Here is a 23,648-nt window from a genome sequence, read left to right as displayed (position 1 = left end):
AGGATCATGAATTTAACTAAATTTTCTATCAACCGCCCTATAGGCATTTGTATGATTGTCGCTTTTTTTGTCGTACTTGGACTTTTTAGTTTTTACCGCATTGGTGTCGAACTTCTGCCAGCTTTAAATACGCCCTATGTAACGGTGTCTGTCAATTATCCCGGCGCTAATGCCGAATCCATTGAACAACAAGTTGTAAAACCGATTGAAGATGCTTTATCTTCTGTATCTAACTTGAAACATATAACTTCTATGGCGTCTTATGGTCAAGCCCGGATCACATTAGAATTAGATTTTTCAGCAAATGCCGACTATGCCGCTATCGATGCCACCAAAAAAGTGAATTCCATACGCAGTAAGCTTCCCGACGATATCGATGACCCCGTTGTTATAAAACGTGATATAAATGCCACTCCTATCATGTTCATTGCGGTACAGTCCAACCACTCTTTAGATGATATATATACAAAAGCTGAAAATGACTTCCAAGATGTACTGCAGCAAGCCGATGGCGTCTCAGAAATTGAATTGAATGGCGGCCGTGATAAAGAAATCGCCGTTGAAATCGATAAGGATAAGTTAGTGCATTATGATATGACGTTAACAGAAGTCGTCAATGCCCTGCAAAATGAAAACGTTCTCATGCCGGCCGGTTCTATTTATTCCAACGATACGACAACCGATGTTCGTGTAAAAGCACAATTTATGGATGAATCAGAACTTTCCCATATTCAAATTCCAAATGTCAAAGGGACCAAAATCCCGCTAAGCTCAGTAGCCTCCATCAGGCGACAGGATCAGCGGGTAACTCGCTATGCCCGGGTCAACGGCGATGACGCAGTCGTCATGGTAGTTTATAAAAACAGTGACGCAAATGTTGTTTCTACCGTTGATAATGTCAATAAAAAAATTGAGCTGCTGCGGCAGGATAATCCGGATTACACCTTTACAGTTACCAACGAATCGGCTTCTTATGTCCGCAATTCTTTAAACAATACACTCCACACCCTGATAGAAGGTCTAATTACTACAGGCCTTGTATTATTTTTCTTCTTGCGCGGATGGCGTTCCACAGCTGCTGTTATGATCGCTATTCCAACCTCACTTGTTTCTACCTTTTTTATCATGTATATCGCAAATTTCACTTTCAACATGATGTCTCTCATGGGTATGGCTTTGTGTATCGGCATATTAGTAGACGACTCTATCGTCGTTTTGGAAAACATTCACCGCCATCTCATGAAAGGAGAAAAGCCTAAAGAAGCCGCCCTGAATGGCCGAATGGAAATCGGTATGGCCGCAATTGCAATTACCCTTTGTGATGTTGTCGTTTTCATGCCGATCGCTTTTATGACAGGTATGGTTGGGCAGTATTTCAAACAGTTTGGTCTGACCATTGTTTTTGCTACATTATTTTCTCTATTTGTTTCCTTTACATTGACACCGATGCTAGCTTCGCGTCTTTTTCGCTTAGGCTTGAAAATACCAGATAAACCTATATGGCATAAAATGGATGCGTTAGAAAAATGGGCCCGTGATAATTATACTCACCTTCTAACATGGACACTAGATAACAGCAAAAAACTTTTTATTCCTGTATTGATATGTTTTTTTGGAGCTGTTGCACTAATTCCTGCCGGGTTAGTTGGTTCAGAATTTATGCCTCAAACAGACGAATCGGGTTTTCGCATTTCTATTCAGCTGCCTACAAATGCAAATTTAGATCGCACTGACAAAGTTACGCAGCAATTGGAAAAATATTTATCTTCTATCCCTGAGGTTACCTACTATACCTCTATGGTCGGAGGCAAGAATTTAAACGAATCCAGCATCCAAGTCACACTTCAAAATCGTCAAGATCGTTCCCGCACTATTTGGCAAATTACAAATACGGTACGACAATTTGCTGCTAAGCATATTTTAGATGGAGATGTGCGAGTTCAAGAAAATCAAGCGTCTGTCTCCGGTGTATCCGGAGGATTCGGCGGCGGCAGCGGCAATCTCCGTTTAGAACTGCGGGGTAAAAACAATGAACAGCTCGCCAACACTTCTTATACCGTCATGGATATGATGAAAAATGACATTGCCGGAGTGCGCGACGTAAGCAGCAGTTACGAAGAAGGTATGCCGGAATACCGGCTTGTCGTTGACCGAGAAAAGTTAAAACATTATGGTACCTCTATTAACGACCTTACAAATACGTTTTCCAATGCCATCAGTGGTAAAAAAGCCGGCGTACTAGCCAACGATATCAAAAACGACAATAATGATACCGATATCTATGTTCGTTTAAAAGGCTCTGATGGTTTCCGTATTTCTGACTTGGAAAAAATTCCGCTTAACGCCGCTGGCCATATCATATACATCTCAGATGTAGCTAATGTCAAAGCAGAAACAGGTCCCGTTACGATTCGTCGGACCGACAAGGAACGCAGCATTACTTTAGGCGGAAGCCTTCTAGATAGGCCAATGAGCGAAGCGATGAAAGATATTCAGTCACATCTATCTTCTACAGATATGAGCGGAGTTTCTTATCGTTTTACCGGTCAAGCGGATCAAATGCATGACACGTTCAAGGATTTAACCATGGCTTTAGGTTTGTCACTGATTTTAATTTATATGATTTTAGCTATTTTGTATGAATCAGTAAAAACACCTTTTATCCGTATGTTTTCCTTACCACTGGGCCTCATCGGTTCTCTGTTTTTCTTGTTTTTGACAAATAACTCCTTGAATCTTTATTCTCTCATTGGCATACTTGTTATGGATGGTCTGGTTGCCAAAAACGGTACACTGCTGCTAGATTATACCTTAACCTTAATGGAACGGGGCATGCCGGCAAGACAGGCAATCATTGAGGCCGGCCGGGTTCGACTGCGGCCTATCTTTATGACAACGCTGACAATGGTCGTCGGGATGCTGCCAACCGCTCTTTCCATGACCGCCGGCTCGGAAACCCGCTCCAGTATGGCCGTGGTTGTCATTGGAGGACTTTTAACATCGACGGTATTTACACTGCTTATTATTCCTATTATCTTTTTATTCTTTGAAAATCATAAATTCCGTCTGCCCCTGCTAAGAAAAACAAACTCCACTAATCGTTGATTCTTTATTCCACAATAATGAAAACCACAAACTGCTTATTTATTATTTTCAGCAGGATATTCACAAAACGATATAGAATTATATAAAAACAGCGATTTACTAAGGAGGTACATTCATGGATAGTTTTAAACCAACATTCCATATTGAAGAAGCTGTACGCAAGGTTCTGCCATATATGATGGAAATGCGTGAATATTTTCATGCCAACCCGGAATTGAGTGATCAGGAATATACTACGAGTAAAATGATTTTCCAAGAGTTATCGCTCATGGGAATAGAAGATGCAAAAATTATAGCCGGCACCGGAGTTACCGGTCTTATCCGCGGAGAACTTCCCGGTCCGGTTATCCTTTTACGTGCCGATATCGACGCCTTGCCTCTTACGGAGAAGGCTGACATTGCATATGCTTCTTTAAAAAAAGGAGTCATGCATGCCTGTGGTCACGACGGCCACGCAGCAAATCTTCTCGGTGTCGCCAAGATTCTTACACAACATCGGGATTGCCTTCGCGGGACAATCCGTTTAGCTTTCCAGCCGGCTGAAGAAGGTTGCGGCGGAGCTGCCCGCATGATAGATGCCGGTATATTAAATAAACCAGCCGTGGATTATGCGATAGGTCTCCACGTAGCCGGCGGACTTTCTCAAGGAAAAGTAAGTATACGCAGCGGCGGCATTACTGCCTCCTGCGATGATTTTACAATTATGCTGCACGGAAAAGGAGGACACGGTTCCCAGCCATCTCATTGCATCAGTCCGATTCAAATGGGCGTCGATAGTCTCCAGCAAATACAGTCTTATGTATATAATTGCCGACAGGACGGTGATGGTATTGTACTTTCCTTTGGTCAATTCCAAGCAGGTTTTAATCCTAATGTTATCCCCGATACTGCTGAACTTAAAGGAACATTGCGTACCTATAATGAATCCAAACGAACTCTTATTTTAGAAAAGATGAAACATATTCTAAATGCGGTCACAACCTGTTACGGCGGCACTTATGAACTGCAAATCGTACCATTTGCACCCGTATGCGTAAACGATGCCCGCACAACAGCCAAAGTCGCTTCTATTTTAAAAGATAAATGCACTCCTTTTATACAAGTAGTTCCGCAGGACAGAAGCTCCGGATCAGAAGATTTTGCCTATTTCAGTGCTGCGGTTCCCAGTGCGTTTTATTATGTCGGTGTAAACAGCGGTACCGTTGAACTTCATCATTCATCAGATTTTCAATGGGACAGTGCTGCCTTAAAATACATGTGCACTACAATGATCAATATCATATATTATTTTACATCCTATTAACCGTACAGGTTCAAACCATACTTATATCTTCTATTATAAAAATATCCTCCCGCATGCTGGGAGGATATTTCTATATCTTACATATCTTTTTCTTTGCCGTCACTGGGTTTTGTATACACTTCTTCTATTCCTTTCAATGCCAATAAATCTAAAATAATTTTATTTTCATGTACATCGCGAAAGGTTGACACACTTACTATAAGTTCTGCACGAGGCTGTTCTTCCGCAGCAATAGATTGAAAAGATTCAACTTGAATATCTTCTTTCTTAAAAAAATCAGCAAGTCGCCGAGACTGGCCTACCGTATTCCGCATAATAATATGAAATGTATATTGTCGTTCTCTATGGCGGCGCACCAAATCATCCACTCGGATAAAAATAGTCAATACAATAAATACCAAAAAAGTCGCAGCTACCGCTGTCACGATATATCCCGCTCCGACAACCAGTCCGACAGCGGCAACTGCCCAAATACTTGCCGCCGTCGTCAGTCCCTTGACATTGCGTTCCTTTTGGTTCGCTAATATAGTCCCTGCTCCTAAAAATCCGATACCGGTAATAACTTGTGCCGCAATACGTTCAGGATCTGAATTGGTAATGCCATATTGAAAATACATATCCATGGCGATATTAATAGAAATAATCATGCACAGACACGACCCCAGGCAAACAAGAATATGGGTACGCAATCCAGCAGACTTGCTCTGTGCCTGCCGTTCATATCCAATGATGCCTCCCAGGATTACGGCTATACATAATCGAACAATACTTGCTATAGTCGTTATCATCGCCGCGACTCCTCCCCCAACTTTTTACAGCCTTATCCTACACCTTATAATTTGTATTATAGCTCAGCAGTATGATAACTGCAACTTACATAAAACGAACAATGTTTTACTTTTTTTAAGAATTGCTTATAGCGTTGTAAAATTTGTATTTTATTCTTTTTATATCATTTGATTTTCCTATAAGACATTTAAACGATTTTATGTTATAACTAAATTAATAAATTACAGAAAGGAACGGTACCATGGGAAAACGAATTTTTTATTTAGATAATTTACGTTCTGCTATGATTATATTGGCTGTATTGTATAATGCAGCATCTGGTTTTATGATTTTTTTACCAACCCATGTATATGTTATAGAAAGTGAACGCAATATAGGTTTTGATATGTTTGCACTTTGGGCAGAATCTCTTATTCTTCCCATCTTATTTTTTATCAGCGGTTATTTCGGGGCTTCTTCGTTACGTGTTCGCCTCTTTAACCCATTTTTTAAGGAAAAGTGGCACCGTATCGGTTTGCCTTGGCTTTTCGGCTGTCTTTTTCTAACGCCTGAACTAGCTTACCTGGCGGCACTGCAGACTACTCCGGATATGAATTTTATAACCTTTTATACGGAACATTTTTGGCAGGAATGCTTTCAGCAGGGTCCCTTTTGGTTTCTAAGTCTCCTACTGTTATTTTTCATATTTCTTATGGCCGCCAAAAAACTTCGTCCGCATATCCTTCAGCGAAATGCCGCTGCCGCTCTATCTCCGGCTATCGTGATATTGATTATTTCCATTGACATCGCCGCGTCCTACGGCTTACATTATTTTTTTGGAAATCACTGGATTCACATAGCCTACCTACTTAATTTTCAGCCAATCCATCTAGCCGATTGCGGATTATATTTTATATTAGGAATATATGCTTTCAAGCATCGCTGGTTTACACTACAAGGCTATGTCCCGTCTTTGCATTGGCTGATTCCTTTTACAATTGCTACCTTGTTTTATGTTTTATGTTTTTATCCCAGAACAGCTGTATTTTTACCATTTTTATTTTTTCATACGCTTCCCGCTATTGAATCAATTTTATCAATGACAGGCCTGCTGGCGTGCATCGCCGCGTTTGCTTCCTGGGGAAATCAGAATAATAAACTTACTCTTACTGCCGCTTCCCTATCGTATCCCGTCTATTTTCTCAGCCAAACATTACTGCAAAATATGGCGTGGTTTATCCGTCCGCTCACACTTCCCAGTTGTTTAAAATTTATTTTTCTTTGCAGTCTGGTATTAGTGTATGCGTATATGTTGGCAAAATATGCATTGATACATCTTCGCTGTTTTAACACAAAGCATTATTTCCAGTGATCCTCGCTTGCTATATGCGTATAATGCGCATATTGATTTTATTTTATCTAACGGCTCAAATGTGCTATGATAGTATTTGTTAAATTATTCAGTATGAATTGTTTTTTTGAACAGGAGTGAATCGAATGGATGTATTATTGGAAATGATGGAATCGTATGGCTACATTGCTATGTTCTTTTGCATGGTTGCCGAAAATGCGAATATTCCCATTCCCAGTGAAGTAGTACTTGGTTTCGCAGGTTTTCTTATTTCACAAAATATTTTTGAGTTCTGGACTACCTTTTTTATTGCCTGCCTCGCCGGGGTCACCGGCTCCGTTTTAAGCTATTGGCTCGGCGCATACGGTGGTCGTCCGCTTCTTTTAAAATATGGTAAATATATATTTTTTAATGAGCATAAATTTATTATGGCGGAAAAAATGTTCAATACCTATGGCGGAATGGCAGTATTGATTTGCCGATGCCTTCCGGGAGTACGAACATTCATTTCATTTCCCGCCGGAGTCGCCCGGTATCCTTTTATAAAATTTGTAGTATATACCATTATCGGAACCATTCCTTGGACTTTCCTGCTTGTTTGGGCCGGTTCCGTTTTGGGCAGCCATTGGCGTGATTTAATTCAATATAATCATGAATTGCTTATCGCAATGGTCGTTATATGCGCGTTGATTGCCATCGGATTACTTTGGAAACAGTATCGACATCGGAGGCAGTCCTAATGAAATATTGGATTAAAGAAAACAAATATGGCCTTTTCTTATTTTTCTTGTCAGCACTCTTACTGTTCTCTTTTCTGGGAATGTCCCCTTTAATTGATCCTGATGAACCCGTATACGGTGAAACTGCGAAAGAAATGCTGCTTGCTGGCGATTGGCTTTCCCCTCGTATTTTCGGCAATTTTTGGTATGATAAACCACCTCTTTTTTATTGGCTGGAAATGATATCTTATAGTATATTTGGAATTTCCGATTACACATCCCGGCTGCCAAGTGCACTTGTAGGAATGATTACCGTAGGCTACGTATATATTCAGGGGAAAAATATCTTTAATAAGCAAATTGCGTTTACCTCTTCTCTGGTACTGTTAACCAGTTTAGGATTTATTTATATCGGCAAGGCTTCGATTACAGATATGACACTGCTTTTTACCTTAACCGTTGCTATGGTATCTTTTTATCAGGAAAAATATTATTGGGCTTATGCTTTCTGTGGATTTGCTTTATTGGCAAAGGGCCCTATCGGTTATGGATTCCCAGCCTTAATCATGCTCTGTTATATTATCTTTTGCCGCCATTGGTCTCTCTTAAAAACCATGAAAATTCCACAGGGAATTTGTATTGCGTTTCTGATTGGATTGCCATGGTACATACTGATGTATCATGTTCACGGTGAACCTTTTCTGGACACTTTTATCGGTTATCACAACATTACACGCTTTACTGCTCCGGAACATCCCGGACAAAATAATTACTTTTTCTTTTTTCCGATTTTATTAATATCCATGATGCCTTGGAGCGGTGCTATCATACCCGCTATTGCCAGATGCATAAAAAGACAGGATCCATTTAAAGATATTTTATCTTTTTGCCTTATCTGGGCATCTTTTATTTTTATATTTTTCTCTATTTCTAAAACCCAGCTTGTTACCTATATTGCTCCGATGTTTCCACCAGCAGCATATATCATCGGCTGGTATATATACCGCACCCGAATTGAAAATCATCTACCCAAACTTTGGATAGGGACCATGATTTTTTTCTGCATCTTATTTATAGCCTGCAATGCACTTCCGCTGCATCAAGACGCTGAGTTTTTTAAACCGGCTATACTATGGGGATCCTCTTTTTTTGCCATATTAACGATCGTACCCGCCATCTTGTTATATAAAAGAAAATGGCAAGCGGCAATAGGAGCTGTAGTAGTTACTATGCTGCTATTCATCAGCAGCGCCTTTGGAATCGTATTGCCTTCTTTGGAAGAATATATTACAATACGTCCTATGGCACAAAAAACAGTAGAAGTATACGATGGATTTTCCCCTATATATATAGACAAATTCGTTCGTCCCGGAATGGCTTTTTACAGCAACATATACGGAACTGAATGGAATCATGCCAAAGCAGAAGATTTTGCTCATCCTGATAAAACATATTATTTGATGACTAAGTCCTATTATAGACGACTATGTTCACGATATCCGATTTTACAGCAGTATCCTGTACTTGCCGAGACATCAACACAAATTCTTGTAATTAACCACCCTTAGGAGGTTTCATGCAAAGACGTTATATATTTATATGCCTGGCTGTCATCAGTCTGGCATTTTTTCTCTCAGGGAATTCTGCATTGCCAGTCACTGACCCGGTTGAATCAAACTATGCATTGACAGCCAAAGAAATGGTCCTGTCGGGCAACTGGATTTCTCCGCAAATTTATGGAATTTATTGGTATGATAAGCCAATTGCTATCTATTGGCTGCTTAGCTTAGCCTATACCGTGTTTGGCTTCACAGATTTTGCTTCACGTCTGCCGGGGGCAATATTTGGAATGGCCTCCGTTGTGATTACCTCCTGGTATGCAATGCGCCGTACCAAAAATACGGTATTATCTATATTAACTGCCGCTATGACTGCTACATCTCTGGAAGTATGGGCTATCAGCCATTCTATTATTACAGATCAACTATTATTTTTCTTTACTGCTGGAACCATGTTTTTCTCTTATATCGGCTTGACCGAGGGAAAATCACGTTACATGATTGCTGCATATGCCATGGCAGCGGGTGCTGTCCTTACAAAAGGCCCCGTAGGAATTGTCCTGCCAGGACTATTTCTTCTTATTTTTGCAGCACTGTGTCGTAATGCCGTATATGGCAAAAGAATTTTTAATCCCTGGGGGATTTTTATATTTTTCATACTGGCGCTTCCTTGGTACGGAATTATGTATAACTTACATGGACAAGCCTTTATTGATGGCTTCCTTGGCCTTAATAATGTTGTTCGCGCCACCGTTTCTGAGCATCCACAAATGAATGTATGGTATTATTATCTGGTTCTCATTCCCGTGAGTCTATTACCGTGGACCGGTCCCTGCCTATACGCTCTGTGGAAAAGGCGGAGTCGTTCTGATGAATACGTTTTTATGACCGTATGGACATTGGGAACACTCCTTTTTTACTCCTGTATGGCCACTAAATATCCTACATATTCTTATATTGCAAATATACCGCTTATTTTATTGGGTACATTAGGAATTCAGGATATATATAATAAAGATTCCCGCAAATTATGGACTATTCTTACAGGTCCGGCCATTTTCTACTGGCTTCTCCTGCTTACAGCTTCTTTTTTCGTTTCTTGGGGCAATTGGTGGTGGCTTTACATATGTATTCCTTTAAGTATACTTATGGTAGTATTTTCACAATGGCAGCGGGCTTACCCTGCGATACCGGTCTTGATCACGATAAGCACTATCATTATTTATAGTATTATCATGCAGCAGGGATTGACTTCTTTTTATTCCTACCGTTCTGCCGATAATGCGCTTCCCGCTGCCGACCACATGAAAGGGAAATTGTTTTTTTATGGAGAATTTCGAACATCTTTTGTCTATTACAGTGGGATTCCTGCTACCTTTGTCGAGAATCCGGGAACAGATCAAAATGCCGCATTGCATCGCAGTAACGTGTGGTCAAAAAAACATTTATATAAACAAGAAGATCCGTATGCACTGCTGCAATCTTTACAGCGCAAAGACCCTCTATCTATTCTAGTTCCTGAAAAGTTTTATACAGAATACGAACATTCTATTTTTATTTCACAAACACGTTTTGCCGGCCAATTCGGAAATTATCGCTTATATACAAATCTTTAGGAGGTACCATGTTAATTTCTGCTTTCATAGAAGATCTAAAAAAATATAAACATGGCCAAGTTTTCAACCCCTGGTCGGCATATGATGATACATGCGACATCAGCCCCGATGCCCCACATATTCGCAGCTGCCAGCTGGAAGAATATATAATGCGCCGTATAAACCACGCTAAATATCTTTTTATTGCTGAAGCCGCCGGCTATCAAGGCTGCCGTTTCACTGGAATTGCTCTTACTTGTGAACGCATGCTCTTAAACAAACATAAGCAAATCACCAGTACGATGGTATTAGGACATACAGGACTCCGTACAAGTCATCCCAACTGCCCGTTTATGACAAGTCTTCCCCAACACCGCGATGGAATGAATGAACCAACCGATACCTATGTCTGGGGTTCTATTATTGATAATGAACTATCTCCTGAAGAAGTTCTTCTATGGAATATATTCCCTTTTCATCCCCATAAAAACTCGCCGTTTACAAACCGTACGCCAACAGAAGAAGAATTAATGGACGGTTTAGGGTATACACGTCAATTACTGCAACTGTGCCCGACAAATATCACTATTGGCACTGTCGGTAAAAAAGCGTTTACTACTCTTAACCAAGCGGGTTTTGATGTTTCTTTGATGCGTCATCCCGCAAACGGCGGTGCCGGCAAATTTCGCCAGCAATTTACTGAATGGATAGGGCAGAATAGGCATGATTAAAATGCATATATTTAATTACATTTTTAGCTTTTTGTGATTAAAATCTAAAAATCATTTATTTTGTTTATTGTTTTATTAAAAAATGAATGTATACAATATTATTTCCCTAAAAACGCTTGCATTTATAGCAATAATTGCTTATAATCAGTACTACGTTTAAATAATAAAATTATTTTTTCCAAAGAAGGGGAATACCATGGTCGGACGACCGTCAGCTGTCATGCAGCCCCGCGTCCGGCTATTTTTTTACTATCAAAAGGAGGTCCGGATACCATGTATGAAAAATTGCGCGATTTACCAGCCCCGCAAGGGCTTTATGATCCCTCCTATGAACATGATGCCTGCGGCATCGGTTTTGTCGTCAACATTAAGGGAGAAAAAACATATGATATCATTGATGACGCATTGTCCATCTTAGAAAATCTAAAACACCGCGGTGCCGAAGGTGCTGACGCAAAAAGTGGTGATGGTGCTGGTATTTTGGTTCAGATCCCGCATCAATTTTTTTGTCGTGAATGTGAAGTTCTGGGATTTTCTTTGCCTGATGAAGGCGAATATGGTGTGGGAATGATTTTCACACATCGATATGAAAATTTTCGAAAAAAACAAATTACCGCATTCGAAAAAATTGTTCGTTCCGAAGGACAATCTATTCTGGGCTGGCGTGAAGTTCCTATTGATGAAAGCTTAATCGGAAGTATTGCAAAAAATGTTCGGCCTCGCTTTTTACAAGTATTTATCAAAAAAAGTCCAGAAATACAAACACAAATGGATTTTGAACGAAAATTATACGTTATCCGCAAATTAGCAGAAAAAGAAATTATTCCGGAAAGCCAGGCAATGGGAACTGATTTTTACATTGCCAGCTTATCCTCCCGAACCATTGTGTATAAAGGAATGCTTACCTCCTTGCAATTGCGCCATTTTTATCTGGACTTATCTGATTTAGACTTTACTACAGCCATGGCTCTTGTCCATTCACGGTTCAGTACCAATACCTTTCCCAGCTGGGCCCGGGCCCATCCGAATCGTTATATTGTTCATAATGGTGAAATCAACACCATTCAAGGTAATATTAACTGGCTGAATGCCCGCGAAAGCAAGTCGCAATCCCCGCTTTTTCCAGACTTAGAAAAAGTTTTTCCTGTTGTTGACGATAGCGGCAGTGACTCTGCAATGTTTGATAATTGCCTGGAATATCTGTATATGACTGGACATTCCTTACCCCACGCTATGATGATGATGATTCCTGAACCTTGGGAAAAGGATCCTCTTATGAGTCAGGAAAAACGAGATTTTTATCGTTATCATAATTTTATGATGGAACCATGGGATGGACCTGCAGCTATCGCTTTTTGCGATGGTGTCGTTATTGGCGGTATGCTCGACCGAAATGGTCTTCGCCCTACTCGTTATTATGTAACAAAGGATGATCGAGTCATTGTCAGTTCTGAAGTAGGGACCGTCAATATTGATCAACGCAATATTCTCTATAAAGGGCGCTTGGAACCGGGAAAAATGCTGTTAGTTGATACTCGCCAAAAACGTATTATTGATGATGATGAAATCAAACATCAAATTGCCTCAGAACATCCATATGGCGAATGGTATAAGGATCATATCGTCGATTTAGATGAACTGATGGAAGGCCGTGACATGGCCGACAATGATAATTTAATCCCCTATGATATTAAGGAACAGGAAAAGGTTTTTGGATACACGCAAGAAGATATGGACAAAATTATCTTGCCCATGGCTCGTGACGGAAAACATGCTATTGATTCTATGGGGGTAGACGTCCCATTAGCCGTATTATCCGAACAACCACAGCCCTTATATGACTATTTTAAAGAAAACTTTGCTCAAGTAACCAATCCGCCGATTGATGGGGTACGTGAAAATACGGTTACATCCCCGATCGTCATGTGCGGAAATGTTGCTAATATCATGGATCCCAATGAATCCGGCACTGCTGCGCTGTTTATGAAACAACCTATTTTGACAAATGAAGAAATGTCGGTTATTAAATCTCTTCTTACCCCAAAACTTCGTTCAGCCACCATTTCTATGCTTTACCCGGTCAACGGCGGCCCCGAAGCAATGGAAACAGCCATTGAATCCTTGTGCATTGATGCACTGAAAGCCATCAAAAACGGGGCAAACATTTTAATTTTATCAGATCGCGGTGTCAATTCCCGCATGGCGGCTATTCCCGCTCTTCTAGCCTCCGCTGCACTGCACAATTACCTTATTAAAAGAACGGTCCGTTCCGACGTAGGTCTTATATTGGAATCCGGCGAACCGCGTGAAGTCCATCATTTCTGTGCTCTTATCGGATATGGCATAACCGCCATCAATCCATATTTAGCACTAGAAACAATTAAAGAATTAATGCAAAAAAAGAAATTACCAAAGACGGACTATACAACAGCTAAAAACAATTATATCAAAGCTTCTGTCAACGGCATTCTTGCCGTTATGTCCAAAATGGGTATTTCTACGATTCACAGCTACCATGGTGCACAGATATTTGAAGCTGTGGGAATCAAAAAAGATCTTATCAATAAATACTTTGTGAATACTCCTTCTCGCATCGAAGGAATCGGAATTACAGAAATCGCTAAAGAAAATGAACTCCGTCACGCTAATGCATACGAGGAAAGCACAAACAATCTTCCGACTGGTGATTTTTATATGTATCATAAAGGCGGCCAGCCTCATATCATTGATCCGGAAACCGTTCAACTTTTGCAAAAAGCATGTCAAACCAACGAGTATGGACTTTACAAAGAATATTCTCATAAAGTAAATGATGCTGCTATGTTCCGTCTGCGTGACCTTCTTGAGTTCGACTATCCCACGGGCTGCAGCATCCCAATTGAAGAAGTAGAATCAGTAGATACCATAGTAAAACGCTTCCGTACCGGTGCCATGAGTTATGGTGCGCTCAGTAAAGAAGCACATGAATGCATTGCAATTGCCATGAATCGTCTCGGCGGTATGAGTAATACGGGGGAAGGCGGTGAAGACCCCTCTCGATTTGAACGGCGGACAAATGGGGATAACGCCAATGATCAAATCAAGCAAGTTGCGTCTGCACGTTTTGGCGTCACCAGCAATTACTTGGTCCATGCCCGAGAATTACAAATCAAATGTGCGCAAGGAGCAAAACCAGGAGAAGGTGGTCATCTGCCGGGAAGTAAAGTATACCCTGATATTGCCAAAACTCGTCATGCTACAACCGGGGTATCTTTGATTTCTCCACCGCCTCATCATGATATCTACTCTATCGAAGACTTAGCAGAATTGATTTTCGACTTAAAAAACGCCAATCGTTTTGCCCGGATCAGCGTAAAGCTAACATCCGGAGCGGGTATCGGAACTATTGCTGCTGGTGTAGTCAAAGCCAAGGCAGATGCAATTCTCGTCAGCGGTTATGACGGGGGAACCGGCGCGTCTCCACGTACCAGTTTACGTCACGCCGGCCTTCCGTGGGAATTAGGTCTTTCAGAAGTACAACAAACATTGCTTCTCAATCAGCTTCGTGACCGTGTTATGTTGGAAGTAGACGGCAAATTACTTACTGGTCGTGATGTAGCTATTGCTGCTTTATTTGGTGCTGAATTATTTGGTTTTGGCACTGCTCCGCTTATTGCGATTGGCTGTCATATGCTTCGTGTCTGTCATATGAATACGTGCCCTTACGGAGTCTGCACGCAGAATGAAAAACTACGCAAAAAATTTAAAGGCAAACCCGAATATATCATTAACTTCATGCGCTTTATTGCCCAAGATCTCCGAGAAATTATGGCTCGCCTCGGTTTTCATACTATAAGTGATATGGTGGGGCGATATGATCGTCTGAAACAAAAAGAAAACATAGCAAATTGGAAGGCTGCCACCATCAGTTTAGAAAATCTTTTATTTCGTCCCTATACCGATAGCAGTGTAGGCCATCATTTTACCAAGCCACAAGATCACAACATAGATAATACCCTAGACATGAGTAAACTTGTTCGCATGTGCCGCCCCGCGCTTGCTCAGCAAAAACATATCCGTTCCCGTTTGCGTATCAAAAACACAGACCGTGTCACCGGAACCTTGTTAGGAAGTGAAATTTCCCGTCGTTACGGAGAAGCGGGGCTTGCAGAAGATACCATAAAATTATCTTTTGTTGGTTCTGCCGGTCAAAGCTTTGGGGCTTTTATTCCTAAAGGATTGACACTGGAATTAGAGGGCGATGCCAACGATTATCTGGGAAAAGGTCTTTCCGGCGGTAAAATTATTGTTTATCCTCCGCGGGAGGCTGAATTCCCTGCTGAAGACAATATCATCATCGGCAATGTGGCTTTCTATGGTGCAACAAATGGAGAGGCCTATATCAACGGGATTGCGGGGGAACGCTTCTGCGTCCGCAATAGCGGCATTTCTGCCGTTGTCGAAGGCATTGGTAATCACGGCTGTGAATACATGACAGGGGGCTGTGTTCTTATTCTCGGCAAAACCGGTCAAAATTTCGCGGCAGGGATGTCCGGCGGCGTTGCCTATGTTCTGGACTTGGAACCAGCCCTATGCAATCACGACTTAGTACTGCTCAAAGATTTAACCGATGAAATAGAGCAGGATCTTGTCCGCCGTATGCTGGAAAAACATGTAGCTTATACAGGAAGTGATCTTGGCGGGCGCCTCTTGGATAATTGGATAGAAACAGTAGGGCGTATCACAAAAGTCATTCCCGAGGCCTATGAAGAAATATTAGGACTCATTGCCCAAGCCGAAGCGGATGGTCATACTCCGGAAGAAGCCCAGATGATTGCTTTTACTCAAAAACACGCAAAATAAATATTTTACAACAGTCCCGCTGAAAAATACATTTTATTCAGCGGGACTGCTTTATAGTTATGGTACAATATAGTTATATAATAAAAATTAGAAAGGATGATTTTATGCTTATCGACGACGCAGAGGGTCTGGTATTTCGTCCTCCCAGCGAAGCTAGAAGTTTTATTTTAAGAGTAACTATCGGTTGTTCTCACAATACATGCACTTTTTGCCCTATGTACAAAAACTCCCGTTTCCGTATACGAACAATGAAGGAAATTGATGAAGTTATTACCCGGGGAGCTGCTGCCTACCCTTTTATACGCCGACTTTTTCTCGCCGATGGAGATGCCCTCATTCTGCCAACTGATCAATTATTGCAAATTATAAAAAAATGTTATACAGCTTTTCCTTCACTTACACGCATCGGCGCCTATGCCACGCCGTCTGACCTGGACCGCAAAACCCCTCTGGAGTTGCAGCGTCTGCATGAAGCAGGACTGCACATTCTGTATATGGGCATAGAAAGTGGCGACGACGAAGTATTGCAGCAAGTATGTAAAGGAACAACTGCCGCAATAACAATTCGTGCCGGCCGAAAGGCTATGGATGCAGGTATGAAACTTTCCACCATGATTCTCTTAGGACTTGGCGGACAAGCACGGACAAAACAGCATGCTCTCCATACAGCAACCGTAGTGTCTGCTATAAACCCCACTATGCTGAGCGCTTTATCACTGATCATCCCACCACAAGTTTCTTTATATCAGGAAGTAATCCGCGGTACTTTTACCCCTTTGACCGAACACGGATTTCTTCAAGAATTATATACTATCTTAGCTAACACCCACATGAAAAATCCTTGTATTTTCAGAAGCAATCATGTTTCCAACCTATATCCCGTAGGCGGTACGCTGCCAATGGATAAAGAAAAAATGCTGCTTCAAATAAAATCACTACTTACTCAAGCCGATGATACCATTCCATTGCTAAATGATACCGGAAATTTTTAATTAGGTATTATTTATAACAGCTATACTATGAGGTTCCTCCGAAAATACATGAAGCAGTAAAATAATTCATAATTTACCACTGTTTTATAATTAATATTTATGCAGATATACAAAACATTTTCCCAATCAATAGAAGATACTGTATGTAAATTTTATCTGAAGGTGAGAATCATGAAAAAACTTATACTTTGCATTCTGTACCTGTTCCTATGGACCGGTTCTGCGTTGGCTCAAGAGAGCAGTCCTCCCATGTTTGATTCTATGCGTACGGTTATACTTGTCCAAACATCACCTCAAGGAGATGTTTCCCGATACATGACCCTGCGCCTCAAAGAACTCTTCCGACTGCCTTATTATGAACAGTTAGATACGAATGTGACCTTACCGCCTGAAAATATTTCTACCACAAGTTTGCGCCAACTGGCCCAAAAATACAATGCTGACCTCCTTTTAGTCCCCATAGTGAAACATTGGTCCTGGCAACAATATTATATGTTTGCGCAAGATGAAATGATTGCGGACTATAATTATCATTTAGCAATATATGCTTATGATCTTCAAAAAGATACACTCACCATATATAGTACCAGAAACATTAGCCGCGAGGATGCTTCCGTCCTTAACCAGCCTCCGGCAATCCTCCGCAATGCCATGGACCTGCTGCTGAAAGAACTTCCTTACAAGCGTATCCCCACTGATATAAAACACGCGGCAGCCACTTCGTAATACCCACATTCGTCATGTATATGGAAGTCAGCAGCATAATAGTAGAACGAGGCTGATACTCCGGATACAATCTAATCGGAGCATCAGCCTCATTATTATATGATTAACTAATTGCTATACTGGGAAGGAAGCAACAGTTAATGATATACAATTAAGAAATATTGAAACTTATTATAATTTTTTTAATAAAACTTGTCAAGAAACTTTTTAAAGTTAAACGTGTAACTTAACTTGACATTTTATCATACTGATCCTACATATAGAAACAAAAACATTCACTTTTTCCTATTTTCACAGTTATGAACTGCTTCCAAACACCTTTCCACAACTATTCTGCAGCACAAGAAAAGAAAATTTCAATTGTTTTAAAATTTACTGCCGCTGCAAAAATATTCAACAAAAAAATTACCGCACAATCATCCGCCATTTTAATTATCTAAATACAAAAATACGCCTTATCTCTCTATTAAGAGACAAAGCATACACACTGTGCGACCACTCTTGTTGCCGAAAATTAAGCCATCTTATTGACATCATCCCAAAATACAACTTTGTTCAATACCTGTCAAGATAACGACTGTCACTCGGACATATCTAATAACCTTTGTATTCAGCTGGCAGCTCCTGGGAGATTTTCACAGCATGTTCCATGCTTATCTCACACCATGTGACAAATTCTCTGTAATCTTCACATTTTCCTTACTTTTTCCAATCAATGCTATATAGTATTGGTGATAATTATACCATGACTTTTTCATCTGTCAAGAACCGCATATATTATTTTTATTTGAGAATATTTATTATTTTATTTTTTTATCTAAAAAGAAAATATTACGTTTATCGTTTTACCCCAAAAATAAAACTACTGCAATAAAATTTATTTTTTTATTCTTTGAAAAAGTAAATAACCCGCATAAATACGATGTTCATCATTAAACGTTAAACGTTTTTGGTTTAACGTTTAAGTTAAAATAAAATTAAAACTTTATAATATTTCTCTTGACAAAAGCTTCATATCCGTGGATAATGTACTCAATATTTTCCAACAAATTCGCATATATTCTCATTTCAAATATGCGCTATAGTTAGCCATGAAAGAGTAAAAAATAATTTTTTCTTCCTTACCAGAGAGCCGATATCTGCTGAAATTCGGCAGGAATAAAATTATTTGACTTCGCTCCGGAGCTTTTGCACCGACTTGTTATTCTAGAAAAACATGAGGTGTAAACGTGATTCAGCGTTAATGAAAGCCGATACGGCATCGAGTATAATGTCAGGGTGGTACCGCGAATAGTTATTTCGCCCCTGTTGTCTTCTCTCATCAGGAAGACAACAGGGGCATTCTTATACTTTACGGACCATTGCGGAAAGTATCGTTATTATTGTTCTGTAAGTATATCAAGGGGGATTTTATCATGGAAAACATCATGGAAAATATCACGTCAAAAACATCGACGATGACAAACTTCCGCTGGAAAATAGCATTTCTTATTTTTCTGATCAGTTTTGTCGCTTATATGGATCGCGTTAATTTATCTGTTGCCACTCCTGTTATTATGCAGGAATTTGGCTTTACAAAAATTGATATGGGATTTATCCAAACATGTTTCTTTGCCGGATATGCACTTATGCAGGTCCCGGGAGGCATGCTTGCCGAAAAACTTGGGTTTCGCCGCACAGGTGCATTGGCAATTTTGTGGTGGTCTGTTTTTACCGTTCTAACAGCACTTTCCAAAGGTAAATTCAGTTTCGCGGTTATCCGTTTCATGTTTGGAATTGGTGAAGGACCGGTATTTCCATCATTGGGTTCAGCAACCTTCAAGTGGTTTAATTCCAAAGAAAAAGGTTCCGCTAGTTCTTCTATTTTATTAGGTACATTCTTCGGTCCTGTTGTTGGGCCGGCTGTAACAGTCGCTCTCATGGCAGCCTTTGGCTGGCATATTGTCTTTGTTCTTTTTGGCTTAGTAGGAGCTCTTCTGGCTTGGGTTTGGTTTCATTTTGCAAAAGACACGCCCTCTGACAGTCCTTATGTTAACAACGAAGAAGCAATTCATATCAATGACGGGCGCCTTTCTGATACAGATAATAAAAAAACAATGGCCCCATGGGGAAAATTTCTGCGGTCTTCTCAATTTTGGGCTGTAGGCCTGCAATTTTGTGTCATCGACTATATTATGTATGTATTTTTGGCCTGGCTTCCTTTATATCTTACAGAAACACAAGGTTTCTCTTTGACAAAAATGGGGATTTGGGCATCTTTTCCTTGGATTGCATTAATGGCTGTTGTTTTTCTTGCCGGTTATATTTCCGACAAGTTTGCAAAAAGTGCCAATAGCAACCGTCAATATACTATGCGTACTATTACTGCTATTATCGGTGTAGTAATTTGCTCATTCGGTCTATATATCGCATCTCATACGGCAAATCCTATCATGAATATTATTTGGATGTCTGTTTCTCTCGGATCTTTAGGTTTAACTTTTAGTGCCGGCTGGTCTACGGTTATATCCCTCGGCGGCAAATATACAGGTTCGGTTTCAGGCTGGATGAACTTTTGGGGTAATATTGGCGGTGTTCTAGCACCCATCGTTACGGCGTTTTTAGTTACAAACTATGGATGGAATCAAGCATTTACTGCAACTTCTTTATTTGGAATTATAGCTATTGTAGCTTGGATTTTCGTCAAGCCAGGAAATCCGCTAGTCAGTGAAGACGTTACCGAATAAGTGCAGTGTTCTCTGCGGCATTCTTTATCATAAAACATCCGACGTTGTATTTTAAATACTGTCGATGCAGCGTTTTTGCTTATTATGCGATATAATATAACAACGCCATGATTAAAAGAACATTCAGGCAACCCGTATATTCTTTAAGTGTCTTTTATTCTTACGTAAATAAGAATATCCTTGTCTTTTATAGAAAAGGCTATTGCATCACAAAATCATCCCGTCCTGCATTGCTGGATACGTATTATATGTGGAATACACACCGGGACACGTTATGTAAAAAGTAATTGTTAAGTACATCCATGAATTGATTCTGCCACATTAAGCCAAAATTCATTGGCACAAATAACCAGGCCCTAATGATATCTCTGCATCATTACTTTTAAAATTATGATACATTTGTATTTCAAAGAGTAATGGTCATCATTCCCGGCAAACAAACACATACAAAAAATCAAGGGAGATCGCTATACATTTTTATATTATAGCAATCTCCCTTGATTTTTTGTTATATTATTTATAATACATATAATTTATATCTTGCACAACTGCATATCATTAGGCAGACACGACGCCAATGGCAATAGATACTGCCAGCATAATCAACGTAATCCCAAAAGCCCAGGGAAATGTTTTTTTCTGATGTTCACCAAGATCAATCCCAGCTAATGCCACAAGGAGGAAGGTTCCCCCTGTCAAAGGACTAATAGGGAAGCCCATATTCATCTGCCCTAAAAACGCAGCCCGGGCAACTTCTACAGCAGGAACGCCATAGCTTACACCTGCTTCTGCCAATACCGGCAATACACCAAAATAGAAAGATGACGGATCAAAAAGCAAACTAGCAGGCATACCGATTATACCTACAAACAATGCCATATGCTGCCCCAATGAAGTCGGAACAACGGAAACAATAGCATTGGCCATAGCCGTAATCATACCGGTATTGCTCATTACACCTACCAATGCCCCTGTTGCAAAAACGATACCCGCCATCAAAAGAGCATTTTTAGCATGTTTATTCATAATATCTTTTTGATCTTTTACCTTTGGATAATTAATCAAAAGAGCTACAGACAAAGCCAGCATAAATGCTACAACGGGCGGAATCTTATCTGAAATAAGAGAACCAATAGTTATCACAACGAGAAGCATGTTGACTGGTGCCAGTTTTGGCCGTACAAATCTTTTTTCCTCTTCTGTATCCATATCCTGAAATTCCAAACTGCCACCGGCTAAATTAATTTCGCCGATTCGTTTACGTTCACAAACGCCAAGATAATAATCAACAGCTAAGATGCATATCCCTCCTACAATAAGCGGGATAAGCAACGGAGTCCATAAATCTGCTGGTGTCAAATGCAATGATACCATCGCCCGCTGCGCAGTACCTGCCCAAGGTTCTGTATTCATCAAGCCGGCGCTCAGTGCAATGATTGTCGCCAACGTTGTGCGCCGCATGCCAAGGGCATCATAAAGAGGCATCATAGCTGGAACAGCGATTAAAAAGGTTACAGCCCCATTGCCATCCATATGAACCATCATAGCCAATATTCCTGTGCCTACACAAATCTTGACAGGGTCTCTTCCGACTAGACGGAAAATCATGCGAATAATAGGTTTAACGGTTCCTGCATCAATAATAATGCCAAAAAATAATGTAGCGAATATGAACATAGTTCCCATCGGTGCTACGGATATGAGACCTTTTACAATAAATTTAAATGTATCTAATCCAAAGCCGCCTAACAAGCCAGTGATAGTTGGAACCAAAATCAAGGATGGAACCGGTTCCATCACTTTTTTCATAATCAGGACAACGGCGGAGCAGACCGTAATAAAGCCAAGTAATGCGATCATATAGTTCACTCTCCCATAGATAATATCATAATATTTGTCTAAACAAGAATAACGCGTTGCTTAATTTGTGAAATTTATTACTTAGTATTTTAAAAAATTGCGCCTTATTTTAAGCCCAGTATATAGCCACATGCAAAACAAATGGTTACATGCAGCTATATGTTAGACTCGCACTTTTTGATAATACTATTTTACAAAATAACTTACTTCCTCATCGTTCATCCCCAACACATCTACTAATACATCTGTTGTATCTTTGCCAAGGACAGGCGCTTTTTCATAGGTGTACGCATCAGCCTCCGTCATTTTGATAGGATTGCCGGTAACACGCATTTTCCCTTCAATAGGATGATCGACTTCACAAATCATTTCCCGTGCTTTCGCAATATGTTCATCGTTTACAACATCTGCTACTGTATGGATAGGCGCACAAGGAACACTGTGTGCACGCAGAATATCAATAACCTCTTTCGCAGTGTGTTGTTTTGTCCAGTTTGTAACTAATTCATTTAATTCATCTTTACGAGCTGCCCGATCTTTATTCAACTGAAATTTTTCTTCTGCAAACCAATCAGCATGATCGGTAGCTTCACAGAAACGTTTCCAAATAGCATCATTTCCTACACCAATAACGATCCAGTTATCGGAAGCTTCAAAAGAATCATACGGATAAATAAATTCATAACGATTTCCCGCTCTTTTAGGAATACGATTTTCTACCATATATATTTCAGTTATCGTTTCCATCGCACTAACTGAACAATCCACAAGTCCTACATCAACACGTTCACCATGATGCTGTGAATTACGTCCTTGTAAGGCTGCTAAAATACCAATACAGCAATTCAATCCACCTAGCACATCACCAATGGCTGTTCCTGTACGGGTAGGAGGTGAATCGGGCCAACCGGTAACACTCATCATACCGCTCAGTGCCTGAGCAATAACATCATATCCCGGAAGCAGCCGATACGGCCCTGTTTGTCCAAAACCAGAAATAGAGGCAAAGATGATATTAGGATTTAATTTTTTAACTGCATCGTAAGAAAATCCCATTTTTTCAATGGTTCCAGGTTTGAAGTTTTCTACAAATATATCTGATTTTTTTATAAGTTCCCGTAACACATCTTTTGCTTTATCATCCCGAAGATTTAAGGCAATACTTTTTTTATTTCGATTTAAATTAGCATAATAGGCACTGATACCTTTGTCAAAAGGCGGATATGCACGACTGTCATCACCTTTACCCGGTGTTTCAATTTTAATGACTTCAGCACCCATATCTGCAAGAAGCATTGTACAATAGGGACCGGAGAGTACCCGGGTCAGATCAAGTACTCTGATTCCCTTTAACGGTTTTGTCATAATGAC

The 23,648-nt window shown here is 40.3% G+C and carries 14 protein-coding genes and 1 other annotated feature; of the genes, 11 read left to right on the top strand and 3 right to left on the bottom strand.

Features of this window, described 5'->3' with window-relative positions; translation table 11 throughout:
• Positions 1-6: 6 nt before the first annotated feature.
• The gene (locus BLR11_RS01995) at positions 7-3,105 is read left to right on the top strand and encodes an efflux RND transporter permease subunit (RefSeq protein ID WP_091647723.1); all 3,099 of its coding nucleotides are present in this window, start codon (positions 7-9) and stop codon (positions 3,103-3,105) included.
• 115 nt (positions 3,106-3,220) lie between these two features.
• The gene (locus BLR11_RS01990) at positions 3,221-4,408 is read left to right on the top strand and encodes a M20 metallopeptidase family protein (protein ID WP_091647721.1); all 1,188 of its coding nucleotides are present in this window, start codon (positions 3,221-3,223) and stop codon (positions 4,406-4,408) included.
• A gap of 77 nt (positions 4,409-4,485) precedes the next feature.
• Here BLR11_RS01990 and BLR11_RS01985 read toward each other — a convergent pair whose 3' ends face one another.
• A complete protein-coding gene (locus BLR11_RS01985) occupies positions 4,486-5,196 on the bottom strand; it encodes an MgtC/SapB family protein (protein WP_091647720.1) in 711 nt (236 codons plus the stop codon).
• A gap of 242 nt (positions 5,197-5,438) precedes the next feature.
• On the opposite strand from BLR11_RS01985, the gene BLR11_RS01980 reads away from it, so the two are divergent.
• The 9 genes from BLR11_RS01980 to BLR11_RS01940 all read left to right on the top strand — a co-directional run bounded on the left by BLR11_RS01980 (position 5,439) and on the right by BLR11_RS01940 (position 20,417).
• Positions 5,439-6,548: an acyltransferase family protein gene (locus tag BLR11_RS01980; RefSeq protein WP_091647718.1), complete on the top strand. Its 1,110-nt coding sequence runs from the start codon at positions 5,439-5,441 to the stop codon at positions 6,546-6,548.
• A gap of 125 nt (positions 6,549-6,673) precedes the next feature.
• On the top strand, positions 6,674-7,267 hold the full coding sequence (locus tag BLR11_RS01975) for a DedA family protein (protein ID WP_091647716.1): 594 nt from the start codon (positions 6,674-6,676) through the stop codon (positions 7,265-7,267).
• The gene (locus tag BLR11_RS01970; protein WP_091647714.1) at positions 7,267-8,814 is read left to right on the top strand and encodes an ArnT family glycosyltransferase; all 1,548 of its coding nucleotides are present in this window, start codon (positions 7,267-7,269) and stop codon (positions 8,812-8,814) included. Before BLR11_RS01975 ends, BLR11_RS01970 begins: the two co-directional genes overlap by 1 nt.
• Before the next feature lie 8 nt (positions 8,815-8,822).
• Complete coding sequence (locus BLR11_RS01965) at positions 8,823-10,421, top strand: ArnT family glycosyltransferase (RefSeq protein WP_091647712.1); 1,599 nt, start codon at positions 8,823-8,825, stop codon at positions 10,419-10,421.
• Positions 10,422-10,429: 8 nt separating this feature from the next.
• Positions 10,430-11,131 carry a uracil-DNA glycosylase gene (locus BLR11_RS01960; RefSeq protein WP_091647710.1) on the top strand — a complete coding sequence of 234 codons (702 nt, stop codon included), beginning with the start codon at positions 10,430-10,432 and terminating at the stop codon, positions 11,129-11,131.
• Between the two features lie 273 nt (positions 11,132-11,404).
• Positions 11,405-15,973 (top strand): glutamate synthase large subunit, encoded by a 4,569-nt coding sequence (gene gltB, locus BLR11_RS01955; RefSeq protein ID WP_091647708.1) that lies wholly within the window; start codon positions 11,405-11,407, stop codon positions 15,971-15,973.
• A gap of 104 nt (positions 15,974-16,077) precedes the next feature.
• Positions 16,078-16,965, top strand: coding sequence for a radical SAM protein (locus BLR11_RS01950; RefSeq protein WP_091647707.1), 888 nt, complete (start codon positions 16,078-16,080; stop codon positions 16,963-16,965).
• Between the two features lie 171 nt (positions 16,966-17,136).
• The gene (locus tag BLR11_RS01945; RefSeq protein ID WP_091647705.1) at positions 17,137-17,691 is read left to right on the top strand and encodes a hypothetical protein; all 555 of its coding nucleotides are present in this window, start codon (positions 17,137-17,139) and stop codon (positions 17,689-17,691) included.
• 1,082 nt (positions 17,692-18,773) lie between these two features.
• Positions 18,774-19,001, top strand: a binding site (T-box leader).
• 105 nt (positions 19,002-19,106) lie between these two features.
• Positions 19,107-20,417 carry an MFS transporter gene (locus tag BLR11_RS01940; RefSeq protein ID WP_245675049.1) on the top strand — a complete coding sequence of 437 codons (1,311 nt, stop codon included), beginning with the start codon at positions 19,107-19,109 and terminating at the stop codon, positions 20,415-20,417.
• A gap of 558 nt (positions 20,418-20,975) precedes the next feature.
• Here BLR11_RS01940 and BLR11_RS01935 read toward each other — a convergent pair.
• Together BLR11_RS01935 and BLR11_RS01930 are read right to left on the bottom strand one after the other, a co-directional pair.
• Positions 20,976-22,277: a CitMHS family transporter gene (locus BLR11_RS01935; RefSeq protein WP_091647703.1), complete on the bottom strand. Its 1,302-nt coding sequence runs from the start codon at positions 22,275-22,277 to the stop codon at positions 20,976-20,978.
• Positions 22,278-22,463: 186 nt separating this feature from the next.
• The gene (locus tag BLR11_RS01930) at positions 22,464-23,642 is read right to left on the bottom strand and encodes a CaiB/BaiF CoA transferase family protein (protein ID WP_091647702.1); all 1,179 of its coding nucleotides are present in this window, start codon (positions 23,640-23,642) and stop codon (positions 22,464-22,466) included.
• Between the last annotated feature and the right edge of the window lie 6 nt (positions 23,643-23,648).

The organism is Megasphaera paucivorans (genome assembly GCF_900103535.1).
Classification (GTDB): domain Bacteria; phylum Bacillota; class Negativicutes; order Veillonellales; family Megasphaeraceae; genus Megasphaera_A; species Megasphaera_A paucivorans.
This window is presented reverse-complemented; position numbering and strand designations above follow the sequence as displayed.